Below are 16,635 nucleotides of genomic sequence, written 5' to 3'. Positions count from 1 at the left end.
GTCACGCAGGTCCGCGAACACATTTATTGGCAACAAAGTTACCAATTATCTTTGCTGAAGCGTATCTTGGGCCACACTGACACTCCGACGGCGGAGACGCCGAACCGGGTGTCGGGGACCCCGAACGGAGGAACAGTGCAGCCCGAGACCGTACTCGCCGGGGGACGGGTGATCGACGGCACCGGCGGTCCCTCCCGCCTCGCCGACCTCGTCCTGCGTGACGGCCGCATCAGCCACATCGTCCCACCCGGGAGCGCCAGGAGCACCGGCGAGATCATCGACGTGAGCGGCCTCGCCGTCTCACCGGGGTTCGTGGACATGCACGCCCACTCCGACCTCGCCCTGCTCGCCGACCCGGCCCACGAGGCCAAGGTCCTCCAGGGCGTCACCCTGGAGGTGCTCGGCCAGGACGGGCTCGGCTACGCGCCCGTCACCGACGCCACCGTCGACCTCGTCCGCGAACAGATCGCCGCGTGGAACGGGACCCCCGACCTCGACTACTCCTGGCGCGGTGTCGGCGAGTACCTGGACCTCATCGACCGGGGGTCCCCCACCAACGCCGCCTACCTCGTCCCCCAGGGCAACGTCCGCATGGCGGTCGTGGGCAACGACGACCGACCCGCCACCGAGGCCGAGACCGACCGCATGCGCGCGATGATCGCCCGGGGCATGGCCGAGGGCGCGCAGGGACTCTCCGCCGGGCTCACCTACACCCCCGGGATGTACGCCAGCGACGACGAGATCGTCGCCCTCCTCGAACCCGTCCGCGCGGCGGGCGGCTACTACTGCCCCCACCACCGCAACTACGGCTCGCGCGTGGTGGAGTCCTACCAGGAGTGCCTGGAGGTGGCCCGCCGCGCCCAGGTGCCCCTCCACCTGGCCCACTGCCACGTGAACTTCCCGCAGAACCGGGGCCGCGCCCCCGAGGTGCTCGACGCCATCGACGAGGCCACCGTCCGCTACGGCCTGGACGTCACCCTCGACTCCTACCCCTACCGGGCCAGCGCCACCTACCTCGCTGCCCCGCTGCCCTCCTGGGTCCAGGAGGGCGGGACCACCGCCACCCTCGAACGCCTGCGGGACCCCGCCATCCGCACCCGGGTCCTGCGGGAGATCGAGGTGGAGGGCACGGACGGCAACCACGGCGTCCCCATGGACTGGACGACCCTCGTGGTCTCCGGTACCGCCGACCCCGCCCTCTCCTGGGCGGTGGGGTCCTCCGTCTCGGACCTCGCCAGGGCCCGCGACGAGGCCCCCGGGAAGGTCTTCGTCGACCTCCTGATCGCCGACGAGCTGCGCAGCGGCTGCCTCCTCCATGTCGGCAACGAGGAGAACATCCGCACGATCATGCGTCACGGGTCGCACACGGCGGGCAGTGACGGCATCCTCGTCGGGGAGCGCCCCCACCCGCGCGGCTGGGGCACCTTCCCCCACTACCTGGGCCACTACGTGCGCGAACTCGGGCTGCTCAGCCTGGAGGAGTGCGTCCGGCACCTCACCTCGCGGCCCGCCCTGCGCCTCGGCCTCGTCGACCGGGGGAGCATCCACGTCGGGGGCGTCGCCGACCTGGTCGTCTTCGACCCCGACACCGTCCACGCCCGGGCCACCTACGAGGAACCGCGTCAGGCTCCCGTGGGCATCGAGCACGTCATGATCGCCGGAGAGTTCACCGTCCGGGACGGGCGTCGCACCGACCGCCTGCCCGGCCGATCCATTCGGAGGAACGCCCGATGACCAGGATCGACGCGGTCTGCGTGGGGGAGACCATGGCGGTGCTCACCTCCCCAGGGGCCCTCGCCGAGGGCGCCCGCCTGACGGTGGGCACCGGTGGCGCCGAGTCCAACGTGGCCATGGCGCTGGCCCGGCTCGGCCACCGTTCCGCCTGGGTGAGCCGGGTGGGGGCGGACCCCTTCGGACGGATGGTCACCGACTCCGTCGCCCGCTGCGGGGTGGACGTGCGCGGCGTGGAGGTGGACCCGGTGCTCCCCACCGGGCTGTACGTGAAGGACACCGCGCCCGGCGGAGCCGGGGTCCTCTACTACCGGAAGGGGTCGGCCGCATCGACGATGTCCGTGGTGGACGCCGAGAAGGTGTGGTCACGGGGGCCCCGGCTGGTGCACCTGTCCGGGATCACCTCGGCGCTGTCCCCACGCGCCGCCGCGCTGGTCCGGGAGCTCCTCGACCGGCGGGCCGGGAACGGTGCGCTGCGCTCCTTCGACGTCAACCACCGGCCCGCCCTATGGGAGGCCCGCGAGGCCGGGCCGGTCCTGCTGGACCTCGCGCGCCGCGCCGACGTGGTGTTCGTCGGCCGCGACGAGGCCGAACGCCTCTGGGGCACCCCGGCGGTGGAGGACGTCCGGGCGATCCTCCCCGAGGTGCCCACCCTGGTGGTCAAGGACGCCGAACACGGGGCGACGAGCTTCGACGGGGCGGACACGGTGTTCGTGCCCGCCCCGTCGGTGGACGTGGTGGAGGAGGTCGGTGCGGGCGACGCCTTCGCCGCGGGCTTCCTGTCGGGGCTGCTCGACGACCTCGTACCGGACCGGCGGCTCAGCCTCGGGCACGCGGCCGCCGGACAGGTGCTGCGCTCCCGTGGGGACGTCCTCGACCGCGTTCCGGACGAGGTCCCCGGCATCCGTGCGGGGAACGCCTAGCCGATCACGATGGCCCCGGCCAGGACCGGGGTGCCGAAGCGAACGGAGCCCTGACCGGAGGCCAGGGTGCGGCTGCCCTGGCAGCTGGTGCCCGCGAAGAGCGCGAACCGGGACTCGCCCTCGATCTCGACCACCCCGCCCTGACCGGTCTCCAGGACACGGCAGCCGCCGTTCTCCACGGACTGCTCGTGGCCGGACTCGAAGGTGACGAGGACAGGGGCGGTCTCCTCCCTGCTGGCCATCCCCGAGATGGCCCCGGCGATGGTCGCGGACATGGTGGCGAGGTTCGCAGGGCGGATCGGCACGGGATTCCCCTTTTCACCGGGCTCGCGCGAGCCCTTGGGACACAGGTACTGGAGACGCGGCCGGGCACCGAAGGGCGCTGCCGTGTGCGGAGTTGGCTACTCTGTGTCATTTAGCTACAGGATCACGCGAAAGGTGGGGAGCCGCCGCGGAGTGTCGGCGGATTTCTCCGCGGGGTGAGGGGCCCTTCGTCGGCCTGGTGGCGACTGGGTACGATGAGTGCCAACGGACGGGAAGGGAGGGCGCGCGTGCAGTACCTGATGCCCTTCTTCGAGTTCCTCACCCTCGGTTTCCTCCCCGTCGACCTCCCGCTCCCCGGTGTGGAGGGCGGCGCCCTGACCCTGCTGGTCGTGGCGGTCGGCGCGGCCCTGACCTGGCTGGCCCTGCGCGGTACGGCCCTGTGGCCGGTGGGCGACACCGCCACCGGCACGGCGCACGCGATGCGCCGCAGAGCCAGGAAACTCCCCGTCCTCACCCTGTGCGACCCCGACGCGGCGGGCAGACCGCGTCCCCGAGCCCCCGGCGCGGCCCTTCCGGCCGCTCGCTGACCCACGCCCGGACGCGTGCCCACGCACGCCGCTGTGCCCACGCACGCCCGTGCCGTGGCTCGGCTCCGAGCGGCCTGACGTCTGAACTTCCCACCCAGACGAAGGGTCCCGACCTTGTACACTTTCGGGCCGATCGCGGCCGTCATCAGCATGCTCTCGGCGGTCCTCGCCGCCCTCACCACCACGCTCACACCGCTCGCGGGCGCCCTGGCCGCAGGGCTGGCGATCGTCGGCCTGACCGTCGCCGTCCGCCTCCTGCTCCTGCCGTTGGGGGTGGCCCAGGTGCGCGCGGAGAAGCAGCGCGCCCGGATCGCGCCCAGGCTCGCGGAGATCACCAAACGCCACGGCAAAAACCCGGAGCGGATGCTCGCCGAACAGCGCCGGGTCTACACGGAGGCGGGCACCTCCCCGCTGGCGGGCTGCCTGCCCGGCCTCGTGCAGATCCCCCTGGTCGTGGCCCTGTACGGGCTGTTCATCGGTGCCGGACCGGGGGAGGAGCCCCTGCTCGCACACACCTTCGGCGGTATCGAACTGGGATCCACCCTGGTCGCCAGCGTCGAGGGGCTCCTGGTCCCGCCGGTCTTCGCCGCGCTGCTGGTCCTCCTGGCCCTGGTGGCCTGGGCCAACCGTCGCTACGTGGTGCTGCCGATGATGCGGGAGAACCCCGCGCAGCCCCCGATGCTCGCGGCGCTTTCCTACATGCAGTTCATGACCGTGGTCATCGCCGCGTGCGTGCCGCTGGCGGCCGGGATCTACCTGTTCGCCTCCACGACCTGGGCGCTCGCGGAGAAGGTGGTGCTGCGCAGGGTGCTGCCGGACTGAGCCCCGCCGCCGGGGCCGCCCGCGGGCCTCAGAACTCGACGGTCACGCAGGCTAGGCGGTCCCCGGCGGTGCCCGCGTGCCCCTCGTGGGTGGCGGTGTGCTCGTCGTGCAGCACCAGGGAGTGCGCCTCGCCCTCGCGGAACTCCCAGTCCACCGTCGAGGTGACGAAGGCGTTGCCGCTGTTGTCGGTGGTCATGTCCAGCCAGACCTCGTTCTCCGAGTTGGCGTACTCGGGGTCCGTGGAGGGCTCGTCGTCCTTCGCCGCCGGGTCGACCTCGTTCTGGTAGTGCGGCCCGGCGTCGGCGGGGTCGTCACCGCACGGGCGGGTGTGCACGTGGGCGCCGAAGTCCCGGTCCGCCTCCAGGCCGGTCCCGGTGAACTGCACGAACGTGGAACCGTCCTGGACACGGACCTGGACGTCGGCGGTGGCGCCCTCGGGCACCGCGGTCTCGTCGTAGGTGATCGCCCCGGCGCTCTCGCCCGGCGGGAGGAAGATCGAAGCGGTCACGCTCGGGGCGGTGGTGGGCTGGGCGGCGGGGTTGTCCGTGGAGGTCGCCCCGTCGCTCGTGGAGGGGGCGCCCTGGGCGCACCCGGTGGCGAGAAGGGCGGTCAGGACCAGACCGACGGCGGGTGGCGTGGTGCGCATGTCGGGACTCCCCGGGGATCAGTGCTGTGGCTGTCCGCAACGTTACCCAAAGTGCATGTGGGATAACTACCAGTGCGGCAACTGTGGTGTGGGCGGAGGGGCGGCACCGCCCTCGTGAGGGCGCGCCCGTGCGCCCGGCCCCCGCTGCGCGGGCTCTCCCGGCGCTCCTGGGCCCCTCCGGTGAGGGGACCGTACCAGCAGACCGTGCGGCAGGAGGCCGGCCCCCTCAGGGATGGCAGACTGGTGCGTCCCACCACGAACCCTTCTGAACAGGCGACATGAGAACGATCAAGCGCGGCGGCGAACACGAGATCGAGATCAGGAAGTCCCGGTTCGTCTGCGCCATGGCCAGGGTGGACAGTGAGGACGCCGCCCGCGCGTTCATCGCCGAGCGCCGCAAGGAGCACTGGAGCGCCAACCACAACTGCACCGCCTACGTGCTGGGCGACGACGGAGGCGTCCAGCGGTCCAGCGACGACGGCGAACCAGCCGGGACCGCCGGGGTGCCCATGCTCGAGGTGCTCCGCCACCGGAGGATCACCGACACGGTGGCGGTGGTCACCCGCTACTTCGGCGGGACCAAGCTGGGCGCGGGCGGGCTCATCCGCGCCTACGGCAACGCGGTGTCGGCCGCCGTCGAGGAACTGGGCCTGCTGGAACGGCGCCGACTCCTGGTGGTGGACGTGTTCGCCGACTACGTCCTCGGAGGTCGGCTGGAGAGCGACCTGCGCGACTCCTCGGTCACCGTCCGGGATGTCGCCTACGAGGAGCGGGTCCGGATCGAGGTGGCGCTGCCCGAGGCCGAACTTCCCGACTTCGAGGTCCGCCTCGCCGAGCTGACCGGAGGCCGGGCCGAGTCCGAGGTGAGGGGAGTCACCACCATCGAGGTGGAGCCCGAAATCGGCGCCTGAGCCCGGGAACGGCGCGCTCACAGGGCCGTAACGAGTGGCCGACACCGTGTATCCACCTGGCCGCTCCCCGGCTTAGGATTTGCCGTAAACGTCATCGTTTCGTGGGGAGATACCGTCAATGCGCAGCTCACGGGTGCTTCAGGCGCTGACCTGTGGCCTTGCGGCGCTGCTGGTCGCGGGGTGCACCGGTGATCCTGAACCGGAGCCGCCCGCTCCCGCACCGGAGGAGGAGCCACCTCCGATCCCCACGGAGTTCGAGGGCGACGCGCCTCCCGGCATCGAGGGCGAGGTCCTGCGCCACCTGCACGGTGACGGCGCGGACTCCCACGACATCCTCGACGACCCCCTGGGCGTGCGGATCAGCTCGGTCGGCGGTGCCTTCCTGATCAGCTCCGGCGGTGAGGACCGCCACCTGCTCCAGGACGCCGCCACCGGTGACACCCTCTGGGAGGGCGAGGCGCGCTTCCGGGGATTCGACACCGACACCGAGGGTGCGTCGGTCCTGCTCATGACGGACGCGGACGACACCCCCTTCGTCCTGGACGCCGACGGGGACAGACTCTGGGAACCGGCAGAGGAGGGCGACCTCTACCTGGACGGCCTCGCGGTGCGCCGCCCTGCCCAGTGGAGCGCGGAGGAGCCCCACGGCGACTTCTCGGTGCTGGACACCGAGGGCGAGGAGCTGTGGTCCTACACCTTCGAGGCGGAGGACCCCGAGTCGGAGGATCCGGAGTCGGAGGACGGCGAGACCGACGCCGACGAGGAGACCGACCGGGAGGAGACCGAGGCCAGCGCGGACGACCCCGAGCGCCTGGGCGTGCCGGTGGCCGCCTGGGACGACACCGTCCTGCTGGACTCCGGGGACTCCGTCCTGCGCGCCCATTCGCTCGACCCCGACGACGCGGGTGAACTCCTGTGGTCGGTGGCCGCGAGCGACGAGGAACTGGGGTTGCCCGCCACCGCGCCGACCCCCGTCCCGCAGATCCTCGGGGTGTTCCCGGCGCCCCAGGCCGAGCCCGAGGAGGACGCGGAGGACGCGGAGGACGCGGACGACCCGGCGACGGTGCTGCTGCGCTGGGCCCAGCCCGAGGCGCCCTCGGTGCTCTCCGCGCACGACACCGTGGACGGCGAGCCGCTGTGGACCCTGGAGGAGGCGGGCACCAACCCGGTCTCCCGGCACTTCGACGAGGCCGGCTACCCCGGGCTCCTGCACGACCCCGACACCGGGACGCTCCTGCTGTCGCAGGCCAGCGGCGAGGCCACGATGGTCGCCGTCGACCTCGTGGAGGGTGAGGTCCGCTGGGGCCTGGAGGAGGACGACGGCTCGATCTCCCCGGCCTTCGCCCACGGCGGCCTCGTCTACGGGGACTCCCGCTCCAACGAGGACGGCGACCTCCAGCTGGTGCTGGACGCCGAGACCATGGACGTGGTGGGGGACGAGCTCTCCGCCTACGTGGAGGCGATCACCGACACCGGTCACGCCATCCTCGTCCAGGACCGCCAGCGCTTCGTCCTCGGTCCCGCGCCCGAGGACCTCGAAGCCACCGAGGAGGCGCAGGACGGGGACGCCGAGGACTCCGAGTCCCCCGCCCCCTCCGACGCCGCCAGCTGATCCGGTGAGCGACCGGACACCGGCCCCCGGGCCCCGCTACGAGCGCGGTGTCGTCACCAACCCGGTGCTGCGGATCGCGGGAATGGTGACCGCCCTGGCGATCGTCGTGGTCGGCACCGGGATCCTGATCGTGGACGAGGGCGCGTTCTGGTGGCCCTTCGGCGCGGTGCTGTTTCTCGCCGCCGCTCTCGGCGGCACCCTCGTGTACGTCTCCAGCGTCCACGTCAGGGTCGCGAAGGGCGAACTGGAGATCAACGCGGGTTACCGGAGCGTCAGGCTTCGGGTCGGCTCGGTCGGGTACGTCGGCAGGGCGCGCTTCGAGGGCCGTCACGCGCGACGCCTCGGCAGGTTCAACCTGACCAACGCCCGCGCGGGCGAGGGCGTCGAGATCGTCAGCCGGAACGGCACGTACGTCACCGCCCGCACCGACACCCCCGACGAACTCTTCCGGGCGCTGCTCGCGGAGGGCATGGACCCGAACGCCCTCCGCGTCCCCTTCCCCCACGAGGTCGTCAGCTACCGCCGCGTCCGCGAGATCCAGCGCGAGGAGCGCACCGGGAACCCGGGCTGAGACAGCCCGGCGCCCCCGAGGGCGGCGGCCCCGCTCACTGGCGGCGTTCGGGCAACCGCAGGACCACCCTGAGGCCGAGTGCCCCGGTGTCGACGGTGCCGTCCTCGTGGGCCTCCCACTGCCAGCGCGCGTGGATGGACTCCCCGGTGCCCACCACGAGGGTGTTCGGGGGGATGCCGCCGAGCACGTGTTCGTCGGCGGTTCCGAGCGGACGCGGCACCACCACCACAAGCGGGTGTTCGGCGCTGTGCTCCAGGCCGTGGACGGGGTCCGGGGCGGTCAGGTCGGGCGGAGCCGCGGTCACCAACGAGTGGAGCGGCTGACCCGACCGCAGGACCCGGACCGTCAGGCCCTTGGAGTGGAGCGCGTCGGCGATCACGCGCACCGCGTCGGCGGCGATCGTGCGGTCCCCGCCCACGGCCAGCAGACCGCGCGTCCTGGTGAGGTCGACGTGGACGAGCGCGTCTCCGTCCTCCAGCGTGCCCAGGCACGCCAGGACCCCGTTGACCACGGGGCGGACCATCGTGTGGGTGGACGCGGCGAAGTTGAGCGGGCCGGAGGACCCCGAGCCGCGCGCGTAGCGCCACGTGGTGGTGTCGACGACCCGCCACGAGGTCGCCGGAGGGGTCGCTCCGGCGGGGACGATCGCGGTCGTCTCCCCGGGCGTGGTCAGGATGGCGACGGGACGGGCGGGAACCTCGGCGGGGGCTCCGAGGAGGTCGGCGTGGGCGCCCCCCGCCCGGTGGACGGCGTCGGGGTCCGCCGTGACGCGTTCGGTCGCGGCCCGGCGGCGACGCGTCGCCGCTGCGATCCGAGCGGACCTGGGCTTGCGGGGCCTGCGCCAGGGGAGCGCGGCGATCCTGCGGAACGGCCAGGCGATGGCGCGGCCGATCGGCTGCCAGAACAGCGTGAGCAGGGTCAGCAGGATCAGCACCGCGGCACCGGCCGCGAGGAGACGCGGGTCGATCTTGGGCTTGTCGTCCTGCGGGGTGACGTCGGTGACCTCGCCCTGCTCAGCTGACGGCTCCTCCTCGGGAGGCGGGGAGTAGGCGGGCGGCGCCGGGTGCGGGCTCGGTGGAGCGACCCCCTGGGCGTTGGCCTGGTCGACCGCGACCACGCAGAGCGGGTCGCGGCCCTCGTAGACGCCCTCCCCGCCGGAGTCGAAGGGGACCACCAGCCGCCAGCCCGCCTGGAGCGCGCGGTCCTCGCCCAGAGCCTGGCCGTCCGACTGGGTGCGGCCCGCGTTGAGCTCGTGGATCTCGTCGGCGCGCTCGGGGTCGTCCAGGATGAGGTCGGCGATCGCCTCGAGCCCGGGGGAGCCCTCCGGGACCACGTAGTAGTAGACCTGGGGGCACATGTCGTAGGTGCCCCCAGTGTCGGCGCTCGCCGGGGACGCGGTCGCGGACAGGAGAGCCGCCACCAGGGAGGCGCTGACCGCGAGGCCGGTGGCGGTGCGGGCCGTCCGCGTCGCCGCCGACCGTGTTCCGAGGGGTCGTGCCGCCGCTGTCAGGGTCACGCGCTCTCTCCCGTTGGTGTCTGCGCTGGTGGGATCGTCCGGGGGGAAGATGCGGAAAGACTCCTCCCGGTTCACGGGAACTCGGGGGCCTTTCGAGGCATCTGTTCACTCACGGGGGTGGGAGTCTATGATGTCGGACTCGCGCGTTGCCCTACGCCCCCGAGCCCCGCGAACCCCTGGCTGTTCGTGCCGCTGCCTGTGCGCGGATCACGACGGTGCCCTGTCGGACCTGGAAAGCGAGTACTTCGGGACGTGGCCAAACAACCTCGTGAGTACCTCCGGTGGGACCTGCTCGACCGCCCCGACGACCCCGTTCCGTGGCAGACGAGTGACGTCCGCACCCTGAGCAGGTTCTACGAGAGGCTGTCGGACGCGGCCGAACAGGCCGCCGCCGACATGCGGCGCCTCGAGGGCAACTCCCTGGGTGAGGGCGACACCGTCGCGGCCCTCAAGGAGCTCGTCAACGAGCTGCCCAAGCACCTGGACAAGGCCCAGGAGGCCTACGAGAAGGGGTACAGGGCCCTCGACAAGTGGGAGATCTCCCTCGGAACGGCCCGTCAGGACAGCGCGTCGATCGCCCACCAGGCCGCCTCGGCCTACACGGCGCTGGAGGACACCGACGCCTGGAAGAAGAGGGTCGACGGTGAGGACCCCGAGCGGGACGCGTTCATCACCAGGCTGACCAGCGTCCTCAACGACATGGACGAGGCCGCCCGCGAGTGCGCCGACGCCTTGGAGGAGGCCAAGCAGGGCAGCCCGCGCAAGCTGTGGGGTTGGCTGGACAAGATCGTCACATGGGTCGAGGAGAACCCTCTGCTGTACGCGGTGGCCATGGTCGTCGCGGGCCTGGCGGCCATCTTCATCCCCGGACTCGGTATCGCCCTGGCCGCCGCAGTCCTCGCGATCAGCACGTCCTCCCTCGTCAAGGAGGGCAAGTTCGGTCTCAACATGGAGACCGTGGTCACCCTCGGCATGGACGCGCTCTCCCTCATCCCCGGCGGCACCCTGCTCAAGGGCGGGCGCGCGGTCACCGGGATGGCGCGCCAGGCGGCGACCCGCACCCCGGGGCGCCTGCGCGGCGGTGTGTCCAGGGCGGCCTCCTCGGTCCGCAGCGGTGCCAGCCGCGCGGTTCCCGCCAGGGTGAGCCGGGCGGCCGGAACCACGGCCGGAAGGGTGAGCCAGGCGGCCAACACCACGGGTGGGAAGATCGCCACCACCATCGCCAAGGACAGCGCGGCCAGCATGGCATCGTCGGTCACGGTGCAGGTCGCGGGTGAGGGCAGGAGCCTCAGCGACATCAACTGGACCAGCGAGGCGCTGACCGCTGTCGGGACCAGCGCGGCAGGGTCCACCGCCGGGGTACTCAAGGACAACGGGACGCTGCCCACCTTCTTCGGGGGCGGTGCGGACAACGGCGGTTCCGGTGGCGGTGGAACCGACTCGACGCCGGACCCCGGCGGTTCCGGGCCTGACGTGGATGGACCCCCGGACTCGGGCGCGTCCTCGGACAACGGGACGAACTCCGGGGGCCGCGGCGGCTCCGGAGAGTCGAGCACCGCGACGACCGGGGACGGAACGGGCACACGTGGCTCCGTGGACGGGGGAGGCCCGGAGGGCGGAACGGCTGCCGGTCCGTCCCCAGCTGATCCCGCGACTGGGGCAGCCACGAACACGTCGTCCGGTGGGGCCGAGAACGCGACCAGTTCCGCTGACGCCGCTGCTTCCACGGACTCTGGTGGCTTCGCTGGTGCCGACGGTGGGAGCTCTGGGAACACCAGCCCCTCCGGCACGGGGGAGGATTCGGGCAGCGGCCGCACCGGTGGACCATCCGTGTCGGGTGCCGGTGCTGACGGTGCCACAGGTCCCGGCGCTTCTGCTGTGGGTGCTGCGACCATGAGTTCTGGTGATGCTTCCGGTGCCGGGGAGGCTACCGGTTCCGCAGGCTCGGGTGACGCCGGTACGGGTGCCACACCCACCGGTTCCGGTGACGTCTCTGGGACTGGAGACACGGCTGGTGCCCCGAACGCCGGTAGCGCGGATGGTGTCGTCGGTGGGTCCGGTGACGGACGGACCTCCGCCGACCCGGCCCCCGACTCGGACGCGAGCAACCCGACCAACCAGGGTGGTTCGCGGGATTCGGCGTCCGAGTCCGGGGACGGAGCGGGCGGCCGTGACTCCGGTGAGGGCCGGAGTGGACGCGACGCCGGTGGGGAACCCAGGGAGGAGTTCGCGCCGGTGACCCGGTCCGGGGGCGGCACGAACACACCGCAGCCCCCCGATCGTTCGCGGACACGGGTCGGTGAACCGGACGACGTGGACGTCTCATCCGGGAACCGCGATGGTCAGGCCCTCGATGCCTCCGCCCGACCCGGTGCGCGCTCTGACGGGAGCGCCTCATCGACGCACGGCGGGACAGAGCCGAACCCCGCTCCTCGGACCACCGGTCAGGACCCGAGCGAGTCCCCGACCCCGAGTGCTGACCGGGCCCAGAGCGAGCCCGGCTCCCAGAGCCCTCGGCGGTCAGCGGAGGAGTCCGCGCCAGCGCGCGGCGGGCAGGAACCGATCCGGCCCGAGCAGCGGTCCCCGGGGCAGACCTCCAGCGAGGCCGCGCCCCGCCAGCGCGGTGAGGACACCCAGCCCCCCGACTCCCCGCGTGCTGATTCCGGTGCCTCCGCCCAGGACGGTTCGACCGTCACCCACACACGAACCACCGGCCGGGGAGAGTTCACCACCACGCGTGGACCGGACGGCGAGCAGAACACCTCCTACCGCTACCCGGCCGCCAGCGAGGGCGGATCGGACCTCACCCTGAACGTCACCCGTGACGGAGCGGACGTCAACGGCACGGGCGTGCGGAGTACGGGCAGGGGCTTCGAGGTGTCCTCGACGGACGGCTCGTCGGTCCGCTCCCAGCGCGACGGCGCCATCCGCACGGGCGACCTGGCGGTGACCGGCCCCGGCGGCAGGGGGCGCGCCTCCTACCGCGACGGCGAGTTGACGGTGTCCACGAGAGACGGCGACGTCTCGGTCTCGCGGGACGCGAACGGCAACGAGGTCCGGACCGAGGACGGTCTCACCGTCCGCCAGGACGCGGACGGCCTGCGGGTCAGCCACACCGGCGACGGCCCCGTCGACCAGAGGATGGACGGTGACGGCCCCGACGTCACCCGGGCGGCAGCCGACAGCACGGGGCGTCCTCCCCGTTCCCAGGTGACCGACCCGACCACGGGCAGAAACGCGGAGGTCGGGGTCGACGGCTACCGGGTCGACGTCCCCGGTGGTTCCTCGCACGGCTTCGACCGTGCCGACGGGACGGTCCGGGTCGAATCCGGCGACGCCCGAGCCGAGGTCAGGCCTGACTCCGCGCACCTGTCCCATGCGGACCACGGCGTGGACTTCGCACTGCGCCAGGACGGCACCGGAAGGGTCAGGGGCGGCCCCTCCAGCGCCGAGATCCGCGCGGACGGCGGCATCGACCTCCGGGCATCCGTCTTCTCACAGAGCAACGACGCCACCCTCCGGCAGGAGGCCGACACCCGGGGCGGTACCCGGCCCGTGTTCAGGGCCGGGAACGTCACCGCTGAACCGGGACAGGTCAGCTTCGACCACGGGGCCCGGGTCGAGGTTGTGGACCACCAGGGAACGAGGGCGATTCGCGTGGTCGACGGCGGCCGACAGCGGACCTACAACATGGACGGTACGCCCGTAAGGGGCGAGACCTACCCGAGTCTGCCCCTGAGCCCCGGTGCCGACTCACCCTTCATGGTGATCAGCTCCCCGGACGGCAGCACGCTCACCAGGGTGACGATCGAGCCGGGGCGTGGCGGTGGCGGGCCGGGCTCGGCCCCCGCGATGCGCGTCGAGAGCCCGTACGGCTGGTCGGTGCGCACATCGGGAGACGCAGACGTGAGCATGGCGGCTCCGGGCGGAAGGGAGAACTCCCTGGAGGTGACGCGCCGCGGTGACGGCTCCGTCGCGGTGAGCACCAGGGACGGGAGCCACCGGGCGGACAACGGTGGCGGACGGCTCAGCGTCTCCGGCCCCGGACAGCTCAGGGGCGACACCGACGGAGACCGGGTGCGGGTGTCCGACGGCGAGGCTTCCACGACCGCGCGTACGGACGAGAGCAGCGTGATCCCGGGCGAGAGGGTGGCCGAGACCAGGAGCGACAGGGAACCCCGTCGATCGTTCGGGGAGAGCTCGCAGCACGAGAACTCGGTGTCCACGAGCGAGGGGACGAGCGTCTGGGCCAGGGGCAACGAGGTCAACACGACGATGGCCCCGGGCCGGGAACCCGGCACCGTCGGCTCCGGCGACCGGACCGTCGACATCACGCCCGACGGCCTGAGCGCGCGGGGCACCGGCCGTGACTCCGGCACGTGGGAGGTGTCCACCGGTCCCGCTGGAACGAGCGGGCGCAACGGTGCCCAGAGCATCGAGGTCACGGCCGACCCCGGAAGGGGTGGAGTGCGCAGTCCGGTGCACACCGGCGACGGCGGGATCCAGTGGCGCAACCCGAGGAACTCACCCGAGCAGATCAGGTTCGAGACCGGCGGGGACGTCGCGGGCAGTCGGACGGCCTCGGGGCGGACCGAGGTCACCGACGCGAGCAACGGAACCACGGTCAGGGACGCCAGGGGAGGAGCACGGGTCGACCCCGGAGGGGGTGGCCCCGAGCTGCGCGTCACCGAGAACCACGTCCGTGTCAGCGCACCGGACGGCACCCAGCACCGGGTGGACGTGCCGGGACCGTCGGCCGACGGCGGCACCGCCAGCTCCGGCCGCGACGGGTCGGGAACCACCTCAGACGGGGAGGGACGACGCGGCTCCGATCGCCCGGAACGTCCGGGCCGCGATCCGGTCACCGACATGCCCAACACCCGGAGGGCGGCCGTCGAGGCGATCCCCTTCGAGCTGTTCAAGAACATCCTCAACGTGGTCGCGGGAACGGGCTTCGACTTCGCCCGCCATTTCGCGGCCGAGGCGACGGGACTGGACTGGCTCTCGGACGGCATCGCCTTCGGGCCCGATGGCACGCCCAACCCCAGCTACGTGGTGCAGTCCTTCATGCAGCTCGGCACGGCCATCCCCAAGGCGGCGGCCGAGGGCCGGTACGCGGGCGCGGACGGCCTGCCCGGCCTCCCCCTGGAGCTGGGCCACCAGGCCATGCGCAACAACCTGCGCGACGAGTACCTTGACGAGTTCCACGAGGACTTCCGCGAGGGCGAGAAGGTCGAGGACCAGCTCGACGCGCTCAACAAGCTGCTCACCGAGGAGAACCTCAAGGAGTACGAGGCCACCCGCGACACCGAGCACTCCAACCCCGGTGCGGTCGAGGAGCAGGAGCGGGCGGACCGCTTCCTCGCCGAGGCCCAGGCGCAGAGGAAGGTCCTCGAAGCAAGGCTCGCGAAGCTCTACGACGTCAGCCTGGAGGACGTGGAGAAGATGCGGGACCAGGGCTGACACCGCACCGCCGGATGACGCACGAACCAGGAAGGGGGCCGGATGGCCACCATCGTCAGTATCGACACCGACGCCCTGATCGACATGCGGGGGTCGCTCGGCAGGATCCAGAGCGCCTTCGCCGAAGCCGAGGAGGGCGATTCCTACCGGAGCCCCGAGGACCGGGCCGAGGACATCGGTCCGGGCAACCTGGTCGACAAGGCCAAGGACTACGGCAAGGACTGCAAGAAGAACTACGAGCGCCAGGCCGAGGACCTCGGTGCCCTACTCCAGGCGCTCACCCCCGTGATCGAGACCTTCGAGGAGGCGGACACGGAACTGGGCACGAGCCTGAGTGAGGACAAGTCCGCGCCCGCAGGCCCTCCGCCCCCCGGGCACCCCAACCAGTCCGCCGTCTAGCCAGACCGCGGAGAGCCACACCCGCCCGCACGAGGAGAACCGACCGCCATGCCCTATCTGTTCGAGGAGGACGTCCCGAAGCGGGACATCCTGTTCGACTACGCGCTTCCGGAAGGCTGGACGCAGTACGACCTGTCCGGGAACGCGCTCGCCGAGCTGCGCGCCAAGGTCCTGGAGACATACGGGAACCGGCCGGAGGAGGCCGAGGCGCTCAACGAGCTGATCGCCGACATGTCCAGGGTGACCAACGAGGCCACCGGGTCCGGGCTGATCTCGGCAGCCGGGGCCTTCCAGGAGTACGACGACGGGTTCTTCATGGCGACCGTCTGCGTGTTCGCCTTCCCTGCGGGACGGGGGGAGAACACCATCGACCCGCTGCGCCTGGTCGACTACGTCTACCAGGACTCGGCCACCGCACGCGAGGGCACCTGGCTGCGCAAGAGCGTCGTCGACCTGACCGAGTCCGGGCTGGGGCAGTGCGGGCGCATCCACGGGATCACGGACTACGAGACCGACGAGGCGATCGTGCGCACGGTGGCCATGCACACGGCCATGGAGTACCCGGGCCTGGACAAGCGGATCCTGGTCAGCTGCACCAGCCCCAACTCACACGAGGTCGACGAGGTCCTGGACCTCTTCGACGCCATCACCGGCTCCGCGCGGTTCTGGGAGCGCGACGTCCCCGCGGACGAGGACACCTGAATCTCCGCCAACCGGTGCGGGTCAGCGGGTTCCGGGGCGAACCAGCACCCACGAATACGTATCAGCCACAATGAGCACAGAAAGGCCCTCGGGGCCTCGGCCGGACGCGGCCGCCCGGAGAGCACACACACGAGGAGAGACACATGCCCGCGTACAACGTCGACAGCGACAAGACCGAGGAGACCTCGGGCTCCCTCACCCAGGAGTTCAACGAGTTCACCGAGCGCCTCCAGAGCATCAAGACCAAGGTCGACGCGCTGATCTCGGACGGCTACAGCACCCCCGCCGCGGAGAAGCACTTCCGTCCGTTCTTCGAGGACTTCAACAGCGGCTTCGAGGACGTCAACAAGGGTCTTGAGGGCATCGCCAAGTACCTCAAGCAGGTCGGCACCACCTTCAGCGAGACCGACGAGAAGCTCGGCGAGGGCCTCAAGGGCTGACGGCTCCGAGCCGCTCCGACCCCCGACCCCGCGCCCCTCGCGGGGCTT

General features: G+C 71.9%; 14 protein-coding genes. 11 read left to right on the top strand and 3 right to left on the bottom strand.

The features are described from left to right. The first annotated feature begins 135 nt into the window (after nt 1–135). Together ADX84_RS02350 and ADX84_RS02345 are read left to right on the top strand one after the other, a co-directional pair. On the top strand, nt 136–1,734 hold the full coding sequence (locus ADX84_RS02350; protein WP_049566650.1) for an amidohydrolase family protein: 1,599 nt from the start codon (nt 136–138) through the stop codon (nt 1,732–1,734). Next, nucleotides 1,731–2,654, top strand: coding sequence for a sugar kinase (locus ADX84_RS02345; protein WP_049566646.1), 924 nt, complete (start codon nt 1,731–1,733; stop codon nt 2,652–2,654). The genes ADX84_RS02350 and ADX84_RS02345 overlap by 4 nt, the downstream gene beginning before the upstream one ends. On the opposite strand, the gene ADX84_RS02340 is transcribed toward ADX84_RS02345, so the two are convergent. Continuing rightward, nucleotides 2,651–2,959 (bottom strand): hypothetical protein, encoded by a 309-nt coding sequence (locus ADX84_RS02340; RefSeq protein WP_049566643.1) that lies wholly within the window; start codon nt 2,957–2,959, stop codon nt 2,651–2,653. The two genes, ADX84_RS02345 and ADX84_RS02340, sit on opposite strands and share 4 nt — an antisense overlap. Nucleotides 2,960–3,205: 246 nt before the next feature. On the opposite strand from ADX84_RS02340, the gene ADX84_RS02335 reads away from it, so the two are divergent. Together ADX84_RS02335 and ADX84_RS02330 are read left to right on the top strand one after the other, a co-directional pair. Then, complete coding sequence (locus ADX84_RS02335) at nt 3,206–3,505, top strand: DUF6412 domain-containing protein (protein WP_156208008.1); 300 nt, start codon at nt 3,206–3,208, stop codon at nt 3,503–3,505. 114 nt (nt 3,506–3,619) lie between these two features. Beyond that, on the top strand, nt 3,620–4,327 hold the full coding sequence (locus tag ADX84_RS02330) for a membrane protein insertase YidC (protein ID WP_049566637.1): 708 nt from the start codon (nt 3,620–3,622) through the stop codon (nt 4,325–4,327). 28 nt (nt 4,328–4,355) lie between these two features. On the opposite strand, the gene ADX84_RS02325 is transcribed toward ADX84_RS02330, so the two are convergent. Continuing rightward, a complete protein-coding gene (locus ADX84_RS02325) occupies nt 4,356–4,973 on the bottom strand; it encodes a superoxide dismutase family protein (RefSeq protein ID WP_049566634.1) in 618 nt (205 codons plus the stop codon). Nucleotides 4,974–5,251: 278 nt separating this feature from the next. Here ADX84_RS02325 and ADX84_RS02320 point away from each other — a divergent pair, with 278 nt between their 5' ends. The 3 genes from ADX84_RS02320 to ADX84_RS02310 all read left to right on the top strand — a co-directional run bounded on the left by ADX84_RS02320 (nt 5,252) and on the right by ADX84_RS02310 (nt 8,067). Further along, a complete protein-coding gene (locus ADX84_RS02320; RefSeq protein WP_049566631.1) occupies nt 5,252–5,884 on the top strand; it encodes a YigZ family protein in 633 nt (210 codons plus the stop codon). Nucleotides 5,885–6,002: 118 nt separating this feature from the next. Beyond that, nucleotides 6,003–7,496: a PQQ-binding-like beta-propeller repeat protein gene (locus tag ADX84_RS02315; protein ID WP_049566627.1), complete on the top strand. Its 1,494-nt coding sequence runs from the start codon at nt 6,003–6,005 to the stop codon at nt 7,494–7,496. Nucleotides 7,497–7,500: 4 nt separating this feature from the next. Continuing rightward, nucleotides 7,501–8,067, top strand: a complete 567-nt coding sequence (locus tag ADX84_RS02310; RefSeq protein WP_049566624.1) for a hypothetical protein — start codon at nt 7,501–7,503, stop codon at nt 8,065–8,067. 34 nt (nt 8,068–8,101) lie between these two features. On the opposite strand, the gene ADX84_RS02305 is transcribed toward ADX84_RS02310, so the two are convergent. After that, nucleotides 8,102–9,583, bottom strand: a complete 1,482-nt coding sequence (locus ADX84_RS02305) for a hypothetical protein (protein ID WP_049566843.1) — start codon at nt 9,581–9,583, stop codon at nt 8,102–8,104. Between the two features lie 252 nt (nt 9,584–9,835). Here ADX84_RS02305 and ADX84_RS02300 point away from each other — a divergent pair, with 252 nt between their 5' ends. The 4 genes from ADX84_RS02300 (at nt 9,836) to ADX84_RS02285 (ending at nt 16,587) form a co-directional block, all read left to right on the top strand. Then, a complete protein-coding gene (locus ADX84_RS02300; RefSeq protein ID WP_049566620.1) occupies nt 9,836–15,046 on the top strand; it encodes a hypothetical protein in 5,211 nt (1,736 codons plus the stop codon). A 42-nt stretch (nt 15,047–15,088) separates the two neighbouring features. Continuing rightward, nucleotides 15,089–15,445, top strand: a complete 357-nt coding sequence (locus ADX84_RS02295; RefSeq protein ID WP_049566617.1) for a hypothetical protein — start codon at nt 15,089–15,091, stop codon at nt 15,443–15,445. A 48-nt stretch (nt 15,446–15,493) separates the two neighbouring features. Then, nucleotides 15,494–16,147 carry a hypothetical protein gene (locus ADX84_RS02290; protein ID WP_049566615.1) on the top strand — a complete coding sequence of 218 codons (654 nt, stop codon included), beginning with the start codon at nt 15,494–15,496 and terminating at the stop codon, nt 16,145–16,147. Between the two features lie 143 nt (nt 16,148–16,290). Then, nucleotides 16,291–16,587 carry a WXG100 family type VII secretion target gene (locus tag ADX84_RS02285; RefSeq protein ID WP_049566612.1) on the top strand — a complete coding sequence of 99 codons (297 nt, stop codon included), beginning with the start codon at nt 16,291–16,293 and terminating at the stop codon, nt 16,585–16,587. Nucleotides 16,588–16,635: the final 48 nt, after the last annotated feature.

This window comes from Nocardiopsis sp. SBT366, from assembly GCF_001083815.1.
Taxonomy (GTDB): Bacteria; Actinomycetota; Actinomycetes; order Streptosporangiales; family Streptosporangiaceae; genus Nocardiopsis; species Nocardiopsis prasina.
The sequence above is the reverse complement of the archived record's forward strand: the minus strand, read 5'-3'. Positions and strand labels throughout refer to the sequence as shown.

Coding starts and splice junctions, on each gene's coding strand:
- ADX84_RS02345 (WP_049566646.1), top strand. CDS start 1,731: ATGACCAGGATCGACGCGGTCTGCGTGGGGGAGACCATGGCGGTGCTC.
- ADX84_RS02325 (WP_049566634.1), bottom strand. CDS start 4,973: ATGCGCACCACGCCACCCGCCGTCGGTCTGGTCCTGACCGCCCTTCTC.
- ADX84_RS02320 (WP_049566631.1), top strand. CDS start 5,252: ATGAGAACGATCAAGCGCGGCGGCGAACACGAGATCGAGATCAGGAAG.
- ADX84_RS02315 (WP_049566627.1), top strand. CDS start 6,003: ATGCGCAGCTCACGGGTGCTTCAGGCGCTGACCTGTGGCCTTGCGGCG.
- ADX84_RS02295 (WP_049566617.1), top strand. CDS start 15,089: ATGGCCACCATCGTCAGTATCGACACCGACGCCCTGATCGACATGCGG.
- ADX84_RS02290 (WP_049566615.1), top strand. CDS start 15,494: ATGCCCTATCTGTTCGAGGAGGACGTCCCGAAGCGGGACATCCTGTTC.
- ADX84_RS02285 (WP_049566612.1), top strand. CDS start 16,291: ATGCCCGCGTACAACGTCGACAGCGACAAGACCGAGGAGACCTCGGGC.